This is a genomic window from Caulobacter sp. Root487D2Y (genome assembly GCF_001427165.1).
Taxonomy (GTDB): Bacteria; Pseudomonadota; Alphaproteobacteria; order Caulobacterales; family Caulobacteraceae; genus Caulobacter.
Map to the genome: position 1 here is coordinate 698,505 of NZ_LMFD01000010.1, position 15,321 is coordinate 713,825.

The 15,321-nt window shown below is 70.0% G+C and carries 11 protein-coding genes; 3 read left to right on the forward strand and 8 right to left on the reverse strand.

The window, feature by feature from the left end; genetic code table 11:
- Positions 1 to 130 precede the first annotated feature (130 nt).
- On the forward strand, positions 131 to 460 hold the full coding sequence (hspQ, locus tag ASD38_RS13080) for a heat shock protein HspQ (protein WP_056436813.1): 330 nt from the start codon (positions 131 to 133) through the stop codon (positions 458 to 460).
- An 81-nt stretch (positions 461 to 541) separates the two neighbouring features.
- Positions 542 to 1,423: a phenylalanine 4-monooxygenase gene (phhA, locus tag ASD38_RS13085; RefSeq protein WP_056460491.1), complete on the forward strand. Its 882-nt coding sequence runs from the start codon at positions 542 to 544 to the stop codon at positions 1,421 to 1,423.
- Here phhA and ASD38_RS13090 read toward each other — a convergent pair.
- On the reverse strand, positions 1,381 to 2,604 hold the full coding sequence (locus tag ASD38_RS13090) for an acyltransferase family protein (protein WP_235523834.1): 1,224 nt from the start codon (positions 2,602 to 2,604) through the stop codon (positions 1,381 to 1,383). The genes phhA and ASD38_RS13090 overlap by 43 nt on opposite strands.
- A 135-nt stretch (positions 2,605 to 2,739) precedes the next feature.
- On the opposite strand from ASD38_RS13090, the gene ASD38_RS13095 reads away from it, so the two are divergent.
- Positions 2,740 to 3,543 carry a LytTR family DNA-binding domain-containing protein gene (locus ASD38_RS13095; protein ID WP_056460493.1) on the forward strand — a complete coding sequence of 268 codons (804 nt, stop codon included), beginning with the start codon at positions 2,740 to 2,742 and terminating at the stop codon, positions 3,541 to 3,543.
- Here ASD38_RS13095 and ASD38_RS13100 read toward each other — a convergent pair.
- From ASD38_RS13100 to ASD38_RS13130, 7 genes are all read right to left on the reverse strand, one after another.
- A complete protein-coding gene (locus ASD38_RS13100; RefSeq protein ID WP_056460494.1) occupies positions 3,540 to 4,052 on the reverse strand; it encodes a GNAT family N-acetyltransferase in 513 nt (170 codons plus the stop codon). The genes ASD38_RS13095 and ASD38_RS13100 overlap by 4 nt on opposite strands.
- Positions 4,053 to 4,054: 2 nt before the next feature.
- Positions 4,055 to 5,398, reverse strand: coding sequence for an N-succinylarginine dihydrolase (astB, locus tag ASD38_RS13105; protein WP_056460497.1), 1,344 nt, complete (start codon positions 5,396 to 5,398; stop codon positions 4,055 to 4,057).
- Positions 5,395 to 6,846 carry a succinylglutamate-semialdehyde dehydrogenase gene (gene astD / locus ASD38_RS13110; RefSeq protein WP_056460499.1) on the reverse strand — a complete coding sequence of 484 codons (1,452 nt, stop codon included), beginning with the start codon at positions 6,844 to 6,846 and terminating at the stop codon, positions 5,395 to 5,397. The genes astB and astD overlap by 4 nt, the downstream gene beginning before the upstream one ends.
- On the reverse strand, positions 6,843 to 7,847 hold the full coding sequence (locus ASD38_RS13115; RefSeq protein ID WP_056460501.1) for an arginine N-succinyltransferase: 1,005 nt from the start codon (positions 7,845 to 7,847) through the stop codon (positions 6,843 to 6,845). Before ASD38_RS13115 ends, astD begins: the two co-directional genes overlap by 4 nt.
- A 2-nt stretch (positions 7,848 to 7,849) precedes the next feature.
- Positions 7,850 to 9,106, reverse strand: coding sequence for a hydrolase (locus ASD38_RS13120; RefSeq protein ID WP_056460502.1), 1,257 nt, complete (start codon positions 9,104 to 9,106; stop codon positions 7,850 to 7,852).
- Between the two features lie 205 nt (positions 9,107 to 9,311).
- A complete protein-coding gene (locus ASD38_RS13125) occupies positions 9,312 to 13,502 on the reverse strand; it encodes a translocation/assembly module TamB domain-containing protein (RefSeq protein ID WP_056460505.1) in 4,191 nt (1,396 codons plus the stop codon).
- Complete coding sequence (locus ASD38_RS13130) at positions 13,499 to 15,283, reverse strand: autotransporter assembly complex protein TamA (protein WP_442857031.1); 1,785 nt, start codon at positions 15,281 to 15,283, stop codon at positions 13,499 to 13,501. The genes ASD38_RS13125 and ASD38_RS13130 overlap by 4 nt, the downstream gene beginning before the upstream one ends.
- Positions 15,284 to 15,321 lie beyond the last annotated feature (38 nt).

Sequence of the window (15,321 nt, forward strand, 5' to 3'; positions counted from 1 at the left end):
CACCGAACCGCCTCACTTCGGGAGCGAGCATAGCGGCCAGATTCCCCCGCCGGAAGGCCTCGCCTTGTCATCCGGCCACGGAACTCTACGTTCAGATTCCAGTCAGAAGACTCGATGTAGAATGCCGGGCATGAATTCGAGACTCGCCAAATTCGCGATCGGCCAAGTGGTCAGGCACCGGATCTTCCCCTTCCGGGGCGTGGTGTTCGACGTCGACCCGGTGTTCGCCAACACCGAGGAATGGTGGAACTCCATTCCCGAGGACATCCGACCGACCAAGGACCAGCCGTTCTACCACCTGCTGGCCGAGAACGACGACAACAGCTATGTCGCCTACGTGTCCGAGCAGAACCTGCTGGCCGATGAAACCGGCGAGCCGGTGGGCCACCCGCAGACGGCGGTGATCTTCGAGAGCTTCGATCACGGCGCCTACAAGCTTCGCCCTCGGATCTCGCACTAGACGCAAGGTCCATCCGGACAAACCCCGGTATCGCGCAAATTCCGAACGAAATTTGCCGCGAACGGGGCGTACCGTCCTCTCATGAGCGCAGATGGCTTTAGCCGCGGCCCGCCTCCGGGCGCCGCCGCCGATTGGACGATTGATCAGGGCTGGGAAAACTATTCCCAAGCCGAGCACGACGTCTGGATCACGCTCTACGAACGCCAGACCGCCCTGCTGCCGGGTCGGGCCTGCGACGAGTTCCTGCGCGGGCTCGACGCCCTGGACCTGCATCGCTCTGGCATTCCCGACTTCAAGCGGATCAACGAGGAGCTTCAGCGTCTGACCGGCTGGAGCGTGGTCGCCGTGCCGGGTCTGGTGCCCGACGACGTGTTCTTCGACCACCTGGCCAATCGTCGTTTCCCGGCCGGCCAGTTCATCCGCAAGCCGCATGAGCTGGACTACCTGCAGGAACCCGACATCTTCCACGACGTGTTCGGCCACGTGCCGATGCTGACCGACCCGACGTTCGCCGACTACATGCAGGCCTATGGCCAGGGCGGCCAGCGGGCGCTGGGCCTCGGACGCCTGGCGAACCTGGCCCGGTTGTACTGGTACACGGTCGAGTTCGGCCTGATGGAGACCAAGGCCGGCTTGCGGATCTACGGCGCGGGCATCGTCTCCTCACGCACCGAGTCGATCTTCGCCCTGGACGATCCTTCGCCCAACCGCATCGGCTTCGACCTGGAGCGGGTGATGCGCACGCCCTACCGGATCGACGACTTCCAGCAGGTCTATTTCGTCATTCCGTCGATCCAGACGCTGCAGGAAGTGACCCTGCGCGACTTCGGGCCGCTGTATGACCGCCTGGCCGGCGCCAGCGACCTCGGCATCGCCGAGATCACCAGCGCCGACCGGGTGATCACCGTCGGCAGCCAGGCCTATGCGAAGGCCGGCGGGCGGCTGGCCTCGGCGGGCGGCTGACCTTTCAGGCCGAACAGGACCCGCACCCCGGGAATGCGTCGGACGATCTCGTAGGTCGCGAAGCAGCCGGCGAAGGTCAGGACGATCAGGATCGCGGCTTCCAGCGGCTGGGGCAGGCCCAGCTTGGCCAGATGGTGGGCCGCGACCACGATCAGGGTCTGGTGGATCAGGTAGAACGGGAACACGCCCAGGGTCAGGTAGCGCAGCGCCGGCCCGCCGCGGTTCAGGTGTTTGGCGCCGAAGCCGAGGATGGCGACGATGGCGCACCAGGTGTCGGCGGCATGGACGAAGCGCATGACCAGCTTCAGGCCGGTCGGCGGGATCGGCGTGTCGCCGCGATAGATCCAGGCGAAGGCCGCCCAACCGGCATAGGCGCCGATCGCCACGACCAGGGCCGGCCAACGCGCCGCGATCAGCCGCTCGCGCAGCACCTCCGACTTGGCCAGGCCGAAGCCCAGCAGGAAGGCCGAGAACGACACGGCATGCACATAGTAGTCGCCGACCAGGGCATGGGTTTCGCCATAACGAACGTACAGCGTGCCGCGCAGCAGGCCCAGGAACAGGACCGGCCAGACAACAAGCCCGACGCCCTTCAACGCGCGCTCGGCGCCGGCCTGCAGATGCTCGCCCACGCGACGCCAGGCCAACAGCAGGGCGGCCAGGACCAGGGTGTAGATGAACAGGTAGGCCACGAACCACATGTGGTTGTAGGTCGGCGTGATCAGGCAGCCGGCCGGGCTGCACCAATGCCCCGAGGCGGTGACGTAGCGGAGCCAGAAATTGTCGACCGTCAGCGATGTCCCCGGATGGCCGGCGATGTACTCGACCACCTGGTAGTAGGACTGCGGCGGCACGATCACGAACACCGCGAACAGCAACGGCGGCAGCAGCCGCGCCGCCCGGGCGCCGGTCAGTTTCCCGACCGTGGTCTTGTCGGCCATGAACCGGGTCGCCGCGCCCGAGACCAGGAACAGCAGGGTCAGGCGCCACGGATTGGTCAGCATCATGAGCGGTTCCAGCACCTCGACTGGATGCGGTGACTTCACGTGCCACTCCCAGGGCACGTAGAACATGCCGACGTGGTACAGAATCAGCAGGAAGAACGCGCCGACCCGAATCCAGTCGAGGTCGTATCGGCGGTCAGGGATCGAGGCGGTCGAAGGCATGGCGGTCGAAGGCATGACGGGGCGTCCGGCTTGAAAAACGATGCGAACGTCGTGACCCAGACCGCCGCCCGGGGCCAAGCGCCCGGGGACCGGCGGCCGTCGGCAGGGACGAACGGAAAACCGACGGGGCCGAACGGCGCGCTTTTCGGGATGAACGGGGAGGAACGCCAAGGCGTCGGGCGCGCCTGGCTGCTGGGCGTCTGCCTGATCGGGTGCATCGCCACGGTCAATGTGCTGACCATCCGCCACGACGCGCCGCGCCTCGGGACCTTGGCTCCCGCCATCTGGGAAGGCAGCAGCGCGCTGGTGACCATGGTGATCTTCATGATCCCCGCGGCCGTGGCGATATGGACCACCCGCACGGCGCCGCGCTGGTGGCGGGCGCTTCCCGTCCACCTGGCGGCGGTCGTCCTCTATTCCGTGCTGCATGTCGCCGGCTTCGTCGCGCTGCGGAAGCTGGCCTATCTGGCCGTGATGGACGGGCCCTATCGGTTCGGACCGTTGTCCACGGAATTCCCCTACGAGTTCCGCAAGGATCTGATGGCCTATGGCCTGGCCTCGATCATCTACTATCTGTCGCTGCGGCGCAGCGCCCGTGAGGCCGCCGAGCAGGCCCAGACGGTGTCGACCTCGCCCAGCTTCGACATCCGCGACGGCGCCCGTCTGGTCCGGGTGTCCGTCTCCGAGATCCTGGCGGTGCGTTCGGCCGGCAACTACGCCGAGTTCCTGCTGGCCGACGGCCGGCGGCCGCTGATGCGCTCCTCGCTCAGCGCCCTGGAAATCCAGATGGCCGCGCACGGCTTCCTGCGCACCCATCGCTCCTGGCTGGTCAATCCAAGCCGGGTGACGGGCCTGCGCCCCGAAGGCTCGGGCGACTACGCCGTCGAGCTCGGCGCGGTCGAGGCCCCGCTGTCGCGACGCTTTCCCCAGGCCCTGACGGCGTTGCGCGGCTAATCCAGCAAGAGGCCCATGACGATGTCGTCGTCGACGCTCCCGTCGGGGTAGCGTCCCCGCCCGGTCATCCGCCCCTCGATCTTGAAGCCCAGCCGCTGGTAGAGCCTCTGCGCGCCGAGATTGGCCGCGCCGGTCCACAGCTCGATCCGGCCGACGGGCGGCGTCATCGTCCCGGCGATATCGATCAGGGCGCGGAACAGGGCCGAGCCGACGCCCCTGCCCTGCCAGTCCGGATCGACCGCCACGGTCAGGTCGGTCAGCACATGGGCGAAGATCGCCACCTTCATCCGCTCGACGTGAAGCTCGCCGCACACCGTCCCGTCGGCGTCCACGGCGACCAGGTTGACGCCGCCGTCGCCGGCGACCGCCATGGCGTGGGCGACATAGTCGGCCGTCACCTCGTCAGGCCGGCGCGCCAAGCCGCCGGGCTTGGCGGCGACCTTGCGATGCAGGGCCAGTATGCCGGCCGCGTCCTCGGAAACGGCGGGCCGGACGGTGAAGGCGCTCATGGTCAGGCGGCTCGCTGGAACGGATAGAAGTCGCCGCCAAGGTCGAGGATCGCGGTCAGTTCGTCCAGCGCGGCGCGGCTCTCGACGATCAGGGCCGGATCGGTCAGGTCGGCGGGCGCCAGCCGGTCGCGATAGTGGCGCTGGGCCCAGGTGTTCAGCCGTTCGTGCAAGGCCGCGTCGAACCGCTGGCCACGATTGGCCGCCGCCAGCTCGGCATCGGTCAGCACCACCCGCAGCCGCAGACAGGCCGGGCCGCCGCCGTTGCGCATGCTCTGGCGCACATCGACATATTCGACCCGCCCAATCGGCCCGTTTGAACTGACCAGGCCCTGCGCGGCCGCGTGGGCCCGCGGGTTGTCGCGCGTCTCGCCCGGCGCCAGCAGCACCAGGCGGTCCTCGCCCGGCAGGACCAGAAGCTGGGAATTGAACAGATAGCTCTTCACCAGGTCGTCCATCGGCAGGTCGGTCTCGCTGATCTCGATGAAGACCGGCTCGAACAGACCCTCGGCGGCGCGGCGGATGTCGTCTTCCATGGCCGCGCGATCCTCGAAGGCGCGCTCGTGGAACAGCAGGCAGTCGCGCGTGCCGACGCAGACCACGTCGTTATGAAACGCCCCGGCGTTGATCGCCGCCTTGGCCTGGCGGGCGAAGACGCCGCGCGCCGCGCCGTGGCGGCGCTCGATCGCCTCGAAGGCCTCGCGCGTCTGGCGGGCCGGATATTGGCCGTCCCAGCGCTCCCAGGCCTCGCGGCCCCAGACGAACAGATTGACCCCGGGCTCGCCATGGTCGGCGCACAGCCGCACATGGTTGGCCGCGCCCTCGTCGGCGAAGTGGGACTGGGCCGACAGCGGATCGTGCACGGCGAACCGGGCCTCGTCCGGGAACAACCGGCGCAGGCCGCGGGCCGTTTGCGGACCCTCCAGGCTGCGGTGCAGGTTGGTCAGCAGATTGGCCGGCGTGAAGTGCACGCGGCCGTCGGCGGCGTCGGCGCTGGGCGTGACGGTGGCGGCGTTGGCGGCCCACATCGGCGAAGCCGAACAGGCGGCGGCCGCCAGGGCCGGCGCGGTCTTCCAGGCCTTTTCCAGCACCTGGGCGTCGGAACCGGAGAAGCCGATCGCCCGCAGCAGCGCCAGGTCCGGCCGTTCGTGCGGCGGCAGCACGAACTGCGGCACGCCCCAGTCGGCCAGCTTGCGCATCTTGGTCAGCCCCTCCAGCACCGCGGCGCGAGGATTGGAGACCTCGCCGGCGTTGGTCTGGCTGGCGATGTTGCCCGGCGACAGGCCGACATACGAGTGCGTCGGCCCGACCAGCCCGTCGCAATTGGCCTCGACCGCGCGCGAGTTCATTCTCGCAGACCTTTGATATCGCTCACGGTATTGGCCACGTCCTGCGCCTCGAAACTGGCCACCGGATAGGCGCAGTAGTCGGCGGCGTAATAGGCGCTGGGCCGGTGGTTGCCCGAGCTGCCCAGCCCGCCGAACGGCATGGTCCCGGCCGCGCCGGTGGTCGGACGGTTCCAGTTGACGACGCCGGCCCGGATGCGCTTCAGGAAATGATCCCAACGCCCTGTTTCATTGGAGATAAGGCCCGCCGACAGCCCGTACCGCGTGGCGTTGGCGGCGGCGATCGCCTCGTCGAACGCGCCGACCCGGCGCACCTGCAGCAACGGCGCGAACACCTCCTCGTCAGCGACCGTTTCGCCCGTCACGTCCACCAGGCCCGGCGAGACGAAGGCCCCGCTCAACCCGTCGACGGCCGTCATGGCGCGCACGGCCCGGCCGGGCATGGCCTTGGCCCCGGACAGGGCCATGGCGGCGGCGCGGTCGGAGATCAGCGGCCCCATGAACGGCTCCTCGCGGCCGTTCCACGCGCCGATCACGAGACGCTCCGAAAGCGCCGCCACGGCGTCGATCACCGCCCGCCCCGCCGCGTCGTCCGAGACGATCAGCCGCCGGGCGCATGAGCAGCGCTGGCCGGTGGTGATGAAGGCCGACTGCACCACCAGGGCCGCCACGGCCTCGGCGTCGCCCGCGTCCCAGACCACCAGGGGGTTGTTGCCGCCCAACTCCAGGGCCAGGATCACGTCCGGCCGGTCGGCGAAGCGGCGGCGGAAGAAGGCCCCGGCCGCGGCCGAGCCGGTAAACAGCAGGCCGTCGATTTCCTGGTCGATCAGCGCCTGGCCGACCTCGCGGCCGCCCTGCACCAGATTGACCACGCCCGGCGGCACGCCGGCCGCCTCCAGGGCCTCGACCAGCAACTGTCCGGCCAGGGGCGTTTCTTCCGACGGCTTGAACACCACCGTGTCGCCGGCCAGCAGGGCCGGCACGATGTGGCCGTTGGGAAGGTGGCCCGGGAAGTTGAACGGCCCCAGCACCGCCATCACGCCATGCGGCCGATGGCGCAGCACCGCGCGGCCAAAGGCCATGTCGCTGGCGTGTTCGCCGGTGCGCTCGTCATAGGCCTTGATCGAGGCCTCGACCTTGCCGGCCATCGAGCCCAGCTCGGCCTTGGTCTCCCACAGCGCCTTGCCGGTCTCGCGGCTCAGGGCCTCGGCGAAGGTCGCCGTGCGGGCCACCAGCACGTCCTTGTAGCGGCGCAGGATCGCGATCCGCTCTTCGCGCGGCAGGTCGGCCCAGGCGGGGAAGGCCTTGCGCGCGGCCTCGACCGCCGCCGCCACGTCGGCCGCCCCGGCGGTCGCCTGGCGCCAGATCACCTCGCCGGTGGTCGGATCGACCGAGGTCGCCTCGGAACCCGCGCCCACCCGCCAGACGCCGTCGATGAACACGCCGCTCATGCCTTCACCCGCACCATTTCACCGTCCTTGACGCCCAGGGCCGCCGCGGCGTCCCGACCGATGATCGCGCTCTCGCCGTCGATCAGCACCGGGGCGCGCACCGCCCGGAAACGCGCCACCGCGCCGGAGCAGATCAGCGCCTCCTCGCCATAGGCGTCCTCGCCCAGCCGCGCCCGCAGCCGGCGGCCCTCGCGCACCGTCTTGATGTCGTCGCGCCGCGCCGCCACCGTCGGGCCGGCGTCGAAGATGTCGACCAGGCCCGAGAAGCGGAAGCCTTCGGTCTCCAGCATCGCCCGCGCCGCCTCGCCCTCGCGGTGCACCCGGCCGATGGTCTCCGAGGCCGCCTGGGGCAGAAGCTCGGCATAGATCGGATGGCGCGGTGCCAAGTCGAGGATGAACTGGCCGTCGGTCGAGGCGCTCATCATGTCGGCCTCGTCGAATTCCAGCCGGAAGAACTTGCTGGCCACGTGGTCCCAGAACGGACAGCCGCCGTCCTCGTCGAACCAGCCGCGCAGCTCGGCCAGCACCATCTCGGCGAAGCGCTGCGGCTCCAGCCCGATCAGCATGTAGCGCGACTGGGCCAGCAGGCGTCCGGCCCCGCCCTTGCGCCGTTCCGGTTTGAGAAACAGCGAGCCAACCTCCGACCAGCCGGCGCATTCGTTGACCAGCACCAGGGCCCGGTGGTCGAACCGCTTGTCCAGGGTGGGAGAAGACTGGGCCAAGGTCACGACGCGGAACGAGAAATGCGGCCGCTTCAAACCCACCCCCGCCTTGACCCCGGCCACGCCGACCACGTCGCCGGCCTCCAGGTCCTCGAGCATCAGGGTGTACCAGGCGGCGGGCGAAGCGACCTCGGAGTTGAAGCTGGCCTGCGACAGGTCCAGGCGGGCGCGCAGGGTCTGCTCGTCCTCCGGCAGGCTGGTGAAGCCGCGGCCCGACAGGACGGCCAGCTCCATCAGGCTGTCGAAATCGGCGGGCGTCGCGGGACGGACGACAAGCATGCTCAGTGGGTCTCCGCGAGGTCGGTCATGGCGGCGCGCAGGGCGGGTCCGTCGATCTCGCCGCTGGCCAGCTTCATCAGGATCAGGGCCGACAGCTGGGCGCGCTCGACGAAGCTGTCGGGCCAAGCGTGCTCGGCCTCGCTGTGGATGTCGCCGCCGCGCACCCCCAGGGTGTCGACATTGGGCAGGCCCGAGGCGAACAGGTTGTTGCCCTCGCAGACCCCGCCGGACGGCTTCCAGGCGATGTCCTGACCCAGCAGAGCGCCGGCCTCCTTCACCGCCCCGAACAGCCGCCGTTGAGCGGCGTTGAACGGCTTGGCGCCGCGGGTGATGCGACCATGCAGATGGGCGTGCAGGCCCTCTCTGGGCGACGCTACGATCTTGGCGACCTCGTCCTCGAACCAGGCCGCGTCGTCGGCCGTGGGGAAGCGGACGTTGAAACGGACCACGGCCACGTCCGGGACCATGTTCAGGGGCGAACCGCCGTCGATCTTGGCGATGTTGCAAGTCACGCCCTCGCGCGCTCCGTTCAAGGCGTGCAGGGCCTGGGCGATCCGCGCGGCCTCCATCACCGCGTTGCGGCCGGCGGCGAAGTCGCGACCGGCGTGGGCGGCCTTGCCGTGAACCACGATATGGAAATTGCCCGAGCCCTTGCGGGCGCTGGCCAGGGCCCCGTCGGCCAGGGCCGGCTCGTAGGTCAGGCCCACATGGCCCAGGTGCGCGAACTGCGCCAGAATCGGGGCCGAGGCCACCGAGCCGATCTCCTCGTCCGGCGACAGCAGCACGCGATAGCCGACCCGCGCGGCCAACGGATGGCGCTCGAAGGCCTCCAGCGCCGCCAACATCACCGAGATGCCGCCCTTCATGTCGGCGATCCCCGGTCCGTGCAGGGCGCCGTCGGGCCGAGTGGTGACGCTCCGGAAGCTAGTGGTCTCGGGATAGACGGTGTCGTAGTGGCCGGTCAGGACGACCTGGACCGGAGCCTCGGGCCGCACGACCACGGCGATGGCCGCCGGATGGGCCTGCTCGCCGATCCGGCCGTCCGCCCCGACCTCGGGCGAGGCGCCCAGCGGGATGTCGGTGGGCGCGGCCGGCAGGTTTCCGAAGGCGTCGAGCAAAACTTGCCGCTGGCGCTCCAGACCGCCCAGATGCCGGCTTCCGGAGTTGATGGCGCACCAGGCCACCGCCCGATCGATGATCAGCGGGCCTTGGTCGGCCAGGTGTCGCAGGACGGCGCGATCCTCGTCGTTGAGTCGCATGAATCCACTGTCTCCCTCAGTTCAAACTAAACCAAGGGCCGCGGGCAATTCGTGCTTCCTCGGTCGAGGAAACCGGTAGCCCGCGCAACAGCCTTGCTCCGAACAGCGTCCGGCCCCGGTCGCGGCCAGGATCGGAATCCGGATCTGTCACTGCGTGCTTCCGCCGTCATGTCCGGGTTCGCGGCGCGGAACGGACGGAAGCGGATTAGTTGTAGTCCTTTCGCCAGCGAACCGAAAGCTGGGCGTCGCCCTGGCTGCCGAGCTTGGAGACCAGCGACAGCGCCCGCCGGACACGCCACTCCACCTGGGCCGAGGGCCCTTCCCGGCCGCCGCCGATGATCTCGACATAGACGTCGTCGGTCACGTACTTGCCGCCGGCCACGGTCATGCCCGCGGCGCTGTCGGCGAAGGACAGCCGGTCCAGCCTGGCCAGGTTGCGCAGGTTGCCCATCACGTCGAAGCCGCCGCCGCCGGCCAGGGCCGCCAGGGCCGAGGCCAGCTGCGCGGCCTCGATCGGGGTCAGGTTGGCGGCCGACGAGCCGAACAGCACCTGCGACAGCACCTCGTCCTGAGGCAGTTCCGGCTTGGAGGTCAGGGTGATTTCCGGCTTGGCGGCGGTGCCCTCAACCTTGACCACGGCGGTCAGGGCCGGGTCCTCGCGCACCGCGGTCAGGTTCAGCCGGACGCGGTCCAGCTGGGTGGCCAGGCGCACCGTGCCGGTCTCCTCGAACTCGAAGCGCTTGCCGGCGAAATCGTATTCGCCGCGCACCACCCGCGCCTCGCCGTCCAGAATCGGGCTGTTGGTCGAACCGCCGACATGGGCGTTCAGCGACAGCTCCACGTCCAGGCCCCGGCCCCGCACGAAGATCCGCCGCGGAGCGGTCAGGGTGACATCCAGCAGCATGCCACTGCCCGGCGCGACCTTGCGGACCTCGATGCCCTGATCCATCTCGTCCGGGCGATTGCGCTCGATCACATCGAGCGAGACCACGCCGGCCGGGGTCTTGGTCTGGGCCGAGACGTCGGCCCGGTCGATGGTCAGGGCGCCGACCATCTTGACCTTGCCATCGGCCCCGCGATTGACCGTGGTCTGGCCGCTGGCCGCGGCCGTGGCCAGCTCGTTGTCGATGACCCGGAAACCCTTCAGGTCGAGCTTGAAGCTGCCCAGCCCGCCGCGCATCAGGCTGATCCGACCCGAGCCCGACATCGTTCCGCCCTGCCCGTCGCCCGCGGACACCTGGCTGACGTCGATGGCGTTGTCGGCCAGGGCCACGCGCACGATGACATCGCGCAGACTGAGGCCGGTCTGACCGTCGTCGACCCTGCCGCCCTCCAGGCTGGCGCGGCCGGTCAGGCGCGGATCGGCCAGGGTGCCGGCCAGCTCGCCCTCGGCGTCGATCTTGCCCGACACGCTGCGCTCGGAGCTGCCCAGCAGGTCCCACAGCGGCTTGATCTCGCCCTGGGCCGCGAACTGGCCGCGCACCGGCCGCCGACGATCGATCGCCAGGTGGAACGGCTTGGCCGAGGCCTCGGTCGGCAGCGTCACCTCGGCCTTGGCCTGCAGGCCCTGGCTGTTGGAGCTGCTGGCGTTGATGGTCATCAGGTTGTCGCGCAGAACGCCGCGGATCTCGGCGTTCAGCGAGCGGTCGGTGCGCGAGCCGCGTTCGCGGGCCCCGATCAGGTTGGCGTCGAACTCGCCGGTCAGGGTCGGGCCCGACCCGCTGAGCGTCACATGGGCGTCGACCTTGCCGGCCATGTCGGGATTGAGCGCGGTCAGGCTGACGCCGGTCAGCTGCGCCCGGAGCGTGGCCAGGTCTCCGCCCACGTCGGCGTCGAGATCGGCCGCGCCGTCGCCGACCGACAGCCGCAGGCGGGCCCCGGTGCGCGGGCCGCCGAACCGGATCTGGGCGGCCTCCCGGGTCTTGACCTCGGTGCGCGCCATGGCTCCGGCGGCGTCGAGGGCCAGCAGGTATTCCGGACCAGACTGAGTCAGCACGCCCGAACCGTTCAAATTCCAGTGACCGGACGGGGCCTCGCCCCGCGCGCCGATCGTCAGGGGCAGACGGGCCATCGGGCCGGAGGCCTTCACCGCCGCGTGCCGGACCTTCCACGCCCCGTCGACGATGTCGTCGACGGCCAGGTCGAGCTGCGCCACCGGTCCGGCCGCGCTGTCGGTGATCTTGGCCGTGCCGGCGACTCGCCCCTGAGTGAGGAACGCGCCAGGCCCGATCGCCAACGTCAGGTCGGCCGTGGCCGGACGACCGCTGCGCAGGGAAACCGCGCCCTTGGCCTTGGCCCCGCCGGCGTCGACGTCCAGGTCGGAAAGCTCCAGCCCGCCGGTCGCGAAATTGAAGGCCGTGCGCCCCTTGGCCGGGCCGTACTTGCTGCCGGCCTCGATCGACGCCGTGCCGTCGCCGCCGTCGGGACGCTTGGCGAAGGACAGCACCACGTGGGCGTCCTTCAGCGGCAGGCGCGGCACGTCGATGGAGTCGAAGTCGGCGATCAGGTCGGCCTTGGGCGCCGACAGGGTTCCGGTCACGGCCCCCGTCCCCTTGGCCTTGCCGGCGACCTCGACCGGGCCGGCGACGAAGGGACCCGTGGCGGACCAATCAAGCTTGAAGGCCAGGGCCGTGGCCGGGCCGAGCACGCCGGAAGACCGCACCGATGCGGCCGTCCCATCCAGCTTGGCGTCGGCGATCGACAGCCGCTCGTTGGCCCAGGAGCCGCGGGCCTCGAGGCGCGGCGTCTTGCCCAGCAAGCGGTCCAGTTCCGGCAGGCCTGTGGCGAAATTGCCGCCGCGCGCGTCGGCGGTCAGCATCCAGGGCTTGCCGGCGCCCTGGCTGGCCGACCATTTCACGCTCGCCTGTCCCGCCATCCCGGCGTGGATCGGGGCCAGCGAAGCGACCTTGGCCTCACCCTTGAAGGACAGGCCGCCGAGAACGCCGCGCTCGCCTTGGGCGACGACGGCCAGATTCGGGGCCTGGACCTTCGCCGAGCGGATCAGGAAGCGGCCGTCCTTCAACCGCGTCCCCTCGAACTGGGCCGAGGGAGAGCGTCCGAGCACGGCCAGCAGACCCTGCCCGCCGCCGCCCTCGGTCGTGGCCTCGGCCTTGATGCTCAGTTCGCCGCGTTTCCAGCCGACGGTCGCCGGTCCCTTGGCGCGCGCCAAACGATAGCCCAGCCAGGAAAGATCCCGGACGTCGACGCGGCCGTCGACCAGGAAGCCGTCGCCGGTCAGATGGAAGACCCCGTCCGCGACGCCCGCCCCTAGGGTCGGCAGCGGCGTGACGCGGGAGAGATTTCCGATCTTGGCGGAGAAGGTCAGGCCGGCGGGGGCGGTGATCCGCTTGCCCAGATCGGCGGGGCCGTGAGCGGCCAGGACCAGGTTCTGGCTGTCGATCTTCAGGTCGAGATCGCTGAACGCCCCGGCCTTGCGGCCGACGATCGAAAAGCGGGCGTCGGCGCCGAACATCCGCTCCTCTCGGTCGGTCAATGTCGAAGCCGCGAGGTCGATATGGCCGGCCGCCGAACCGCCCTGCGGGGTCCAGGCGCCGCCAGCCTTCAGCGGCGTGGCGTCGCCGGACCGAGCCAGGACGGTGAACGCGCCCTGGCTGGTGGTCCCGTGGGCCTTGGCGTTCAGATCGAAGGGCCGGTCGGGCGACAGGCCCATCGCCCCGGCCAGGGCCCCGCCATTGGCCTCCTGGGCCTCGGCGTCCAGCAACAGGGTCTTGTCGCGACCAAGGTCGAAGACCAGCGTCAGGTGGTCGCCGACGTGCATGCGGCTAAGCGCCCGCAGATTGCCCTTCTGGCCGCCCAGCCTCGCGGACTCGTAATCGCCGCTCAGGTCGAAGTCGCCGGCCTGTCGGCTGAACGCGGGCCGGGTGATCAGGCGCAGGGCGACATGGTCAAGGTCCACCGACAGCGGCGCGGCGCTGGACTTGCCCTTGGGGGTCAGGGTCGGGCGGCGCAGCACGACGACCTGGCGGGCGGTGATCTTGTCGGCGTGGAAGCGGCGGTAGAACAGCTCGGCCGGCCGCCAGTCGACATAGAGGTCGGCGGCCTCCAGCCAGACGCCCTTCTCGTCGCTGATCGTCAGGCGACGAACGCCGAACGCGTTCCAGATGTCGCCCGTCAGGCCTTCGATCTTCAGGCGGCCGATGCGGCCCAGTTTCAGGCCGCTGGTGCGGGCCTCCAGGAAGGCGCGGCCCTGCGGAGTGATCGCGCCGAAGCGCACGCCGCCCAACAGCACGGCGATCAGCACCACCAGGCTCACCGAAACGATGATGATCAGGCCCGGCCAGCCGATCTTGCGCGCGACCTTGGTCGCCGCCTCGGCGACGACTTCCGGCATGTCCTCGGGCGGCGGCCCGCCAGGTGGTTCTTGGGCGTCGGTCAAAAGGCCTGCCCGATGCTGATATAGACCTGGAACGCCGGATCGCCCTCGCGCTTGCTTATCGGCACGGCGATGTCGGCCCGGATCGGTCCGAAGCCCAGGTCGTAGCGCACGCCGACCCCGACGCCCACGCCGAAATCATCGCCGCCCGGCCACTTGTCGACGCCCACCCCGCCTGCGTCGACAAAGGCCACGGCGCCCCAACGGTCGGTGAACTTGTGGCGCAGCTCGATCGAGGATTCCAGCAACGACAGGCCGCCCTGGGGCGTGGTGGTGTTGTCGATCCGCGGACCGATGGCCTGGTAGGCATAGCCGCGCACCGAACCGCCGCCGCCGGCGTAGAGCCGCTTGGAGGCCGGCACCTCGGGCATGGTTCCGCCGACGATCTGCCCGGCCTTGAACCGCCCAGCCAGCACGGTGCGCGCGCCCTGGCCGAACGGCAGGTAGGCCGACGTCTGGGCCTGAATCTTCAGGAAGGCCATGGTCAGGTCGCCGGTAATGGCGGTGGGCTCGGCCCGCACATCCAGCCGCCAGCCCTTGGTCGGGTCCAGCACGTTGTCGGATCGGTCCCAGGCCTGGGCGCCCAGCAGGGTGAGGGTGGCGAAGTTCTGCTCGACCCGGGTGGTCACGCCGTTGGTGGTGAGGGGTGAATCGACCTGCGACAGGTCCAGCGAGACGCCGTAGGTCCGATAGACGGTCGTGCGCAGCTTTCGGGTCAGGTCCGCGCCGATGTGGGCGCCGGTTTCGACATAGGCGTCGGTGTCGTCGTGGAAGATGGCGGTGTTGAGCTTCAGGGTCTGCTGGCTGCGCCGCCAATGCGGCAGGGCCAGCTCGGCTTCCAGACGACTGTCCACCCTGGCCAGCCGCGCCGACAGGGTCGTGGTGTCAGCCCGGTGAAAGCGATTGTAGTGGATCCACTTGGCGTCCGCGCCCGGCCCGTCGGTGGTCGAATAGCTGGCGGCCAGCTCCACGGTCCTGGCCTTGCGGTCGGACACGGTGACGATCACCGGCCGCAACCCGTCGGGCAGCGCCTTGTCCTTGGGGGCCAGCGAGACCGAGACGGTGTCGTAGACCCCGGTGTCCCGCAACCGGCGCTCCAGTTCGGCGATATCGTCGGGCTCGTAGATGTCTCCGGACGTCCACGGGGCCAGATGCTTGATCCAGGCGGGATTCGATCGCCCCTGGGTCACCACCTGGATCCCGTCGACATGGGTCAGGTCGCCCGCCGCGATGTGGAACACCGGACGCACCGTGTGATCGGCGTGATCGACCACCACCTCGCGCGGCTCGGCGGCGGCGTCGGCATAGCCCAGCTGCTGAACCTGGGAGACGACGCGCCCCTCGGCCGCCAGCACCTCGACGGCCCGGCCAGGCGCGCCCGGCGTCAGGCGGATGACGCTTTCGGCCCGCTTGACGACTCCCTCGTCCGGCTCGGGTCCGCTCCAGGCCAGCCTGGGGTCGGCGATCACGAAAACCGGACCGGGGGTGATCTTGAGAATCGCGCGCGGCGGCTCGGCTTCCGAGACATCGGGTTCGACGACATAGGCGTAGTAGCCCTCCGAGCGCAGCACGGCGACGGCGTCGTCGCCGGCGTCCCTGGCGCGGCGGCGGGCCTCCGAACGGCTGCGCGGCGGCGCCTTGGCTTCGGTCATGGCGCGCTGGATCGCTTCACGCAGCGCCTTGTCCTCGACGCCGGTGACGATGGCCGCGGGCTCGGCCGCATTGGCGTGGCCGGCGGCCAACAGGGCCGCCGTGGTCATGCCGAGGACAGATCTCTTACGCACCAAGCCTTCCAGTCCCCGCGCGCAGCGTCCCTGAACCC

Coding starts and splice junctions, on each gene's coding strand:
- hspQ (WP_056436813.1), top strand. CDS start 131: ATGAATTCGAGACTCGCCAAATTCGCGATCGGCCAAGTGGTCAGGCAC.
- phhA (WP_056460491.1), top strand. CDS start 542: ATGAGCGCAGATGGCTTTAGCCGCGGCCCGCCTCCGGGCGCCGCCGCC.
- ASD38_RS13090 (WP_235523834.1), bottom strand. CDS start 2,604: ATGCCTTCGACCGCCATGCCTTCGACCGCCTCGATCCCTGACCGCCGA.
- ASD38_RS13095 (WP_056460493.1), top strand. CDS start 2,740: ATGAACGGGGAGGAACGCCAAGGCGTCGGGCGCGCCTGGCTGCTGGGC.
- ASD38_RS13100 (WP_056460494.1), bottom strand. CDS start 4,052: ATGAGCGCCTTCACCGTCCGGCCCGCCGTTTCCGAGGACGCGGCCGGC.
- astB (WP_056460497.1), bottom strand. CDS start 5,398: ATGAACTCGCGCGCGGTCGAGGCCAATTGCGACGGGCTGGTCGGGCCG.
- astD (WP_056460499.1), bottom strand. CDS start 6,846: ATGAGCGGCGTGTTCATCGACGGCGTCTGGCGGGTGGGCGCGGGTTCC.
- ASD38_RS13115 (WP_056460501.1), bottom strand. CDS start 7,847: ATGCTTGTCGTCCGTCCCGCGACGCCCGCCGATTTCGACAGCCTGATG.
- ASD38_RS13120 (WP_056460502.1), bottom strand. CDS start 9,106: ATGCGACTCAACGACGAGGATCGCGCCGTCCTGCGACACCTGGCCGAC.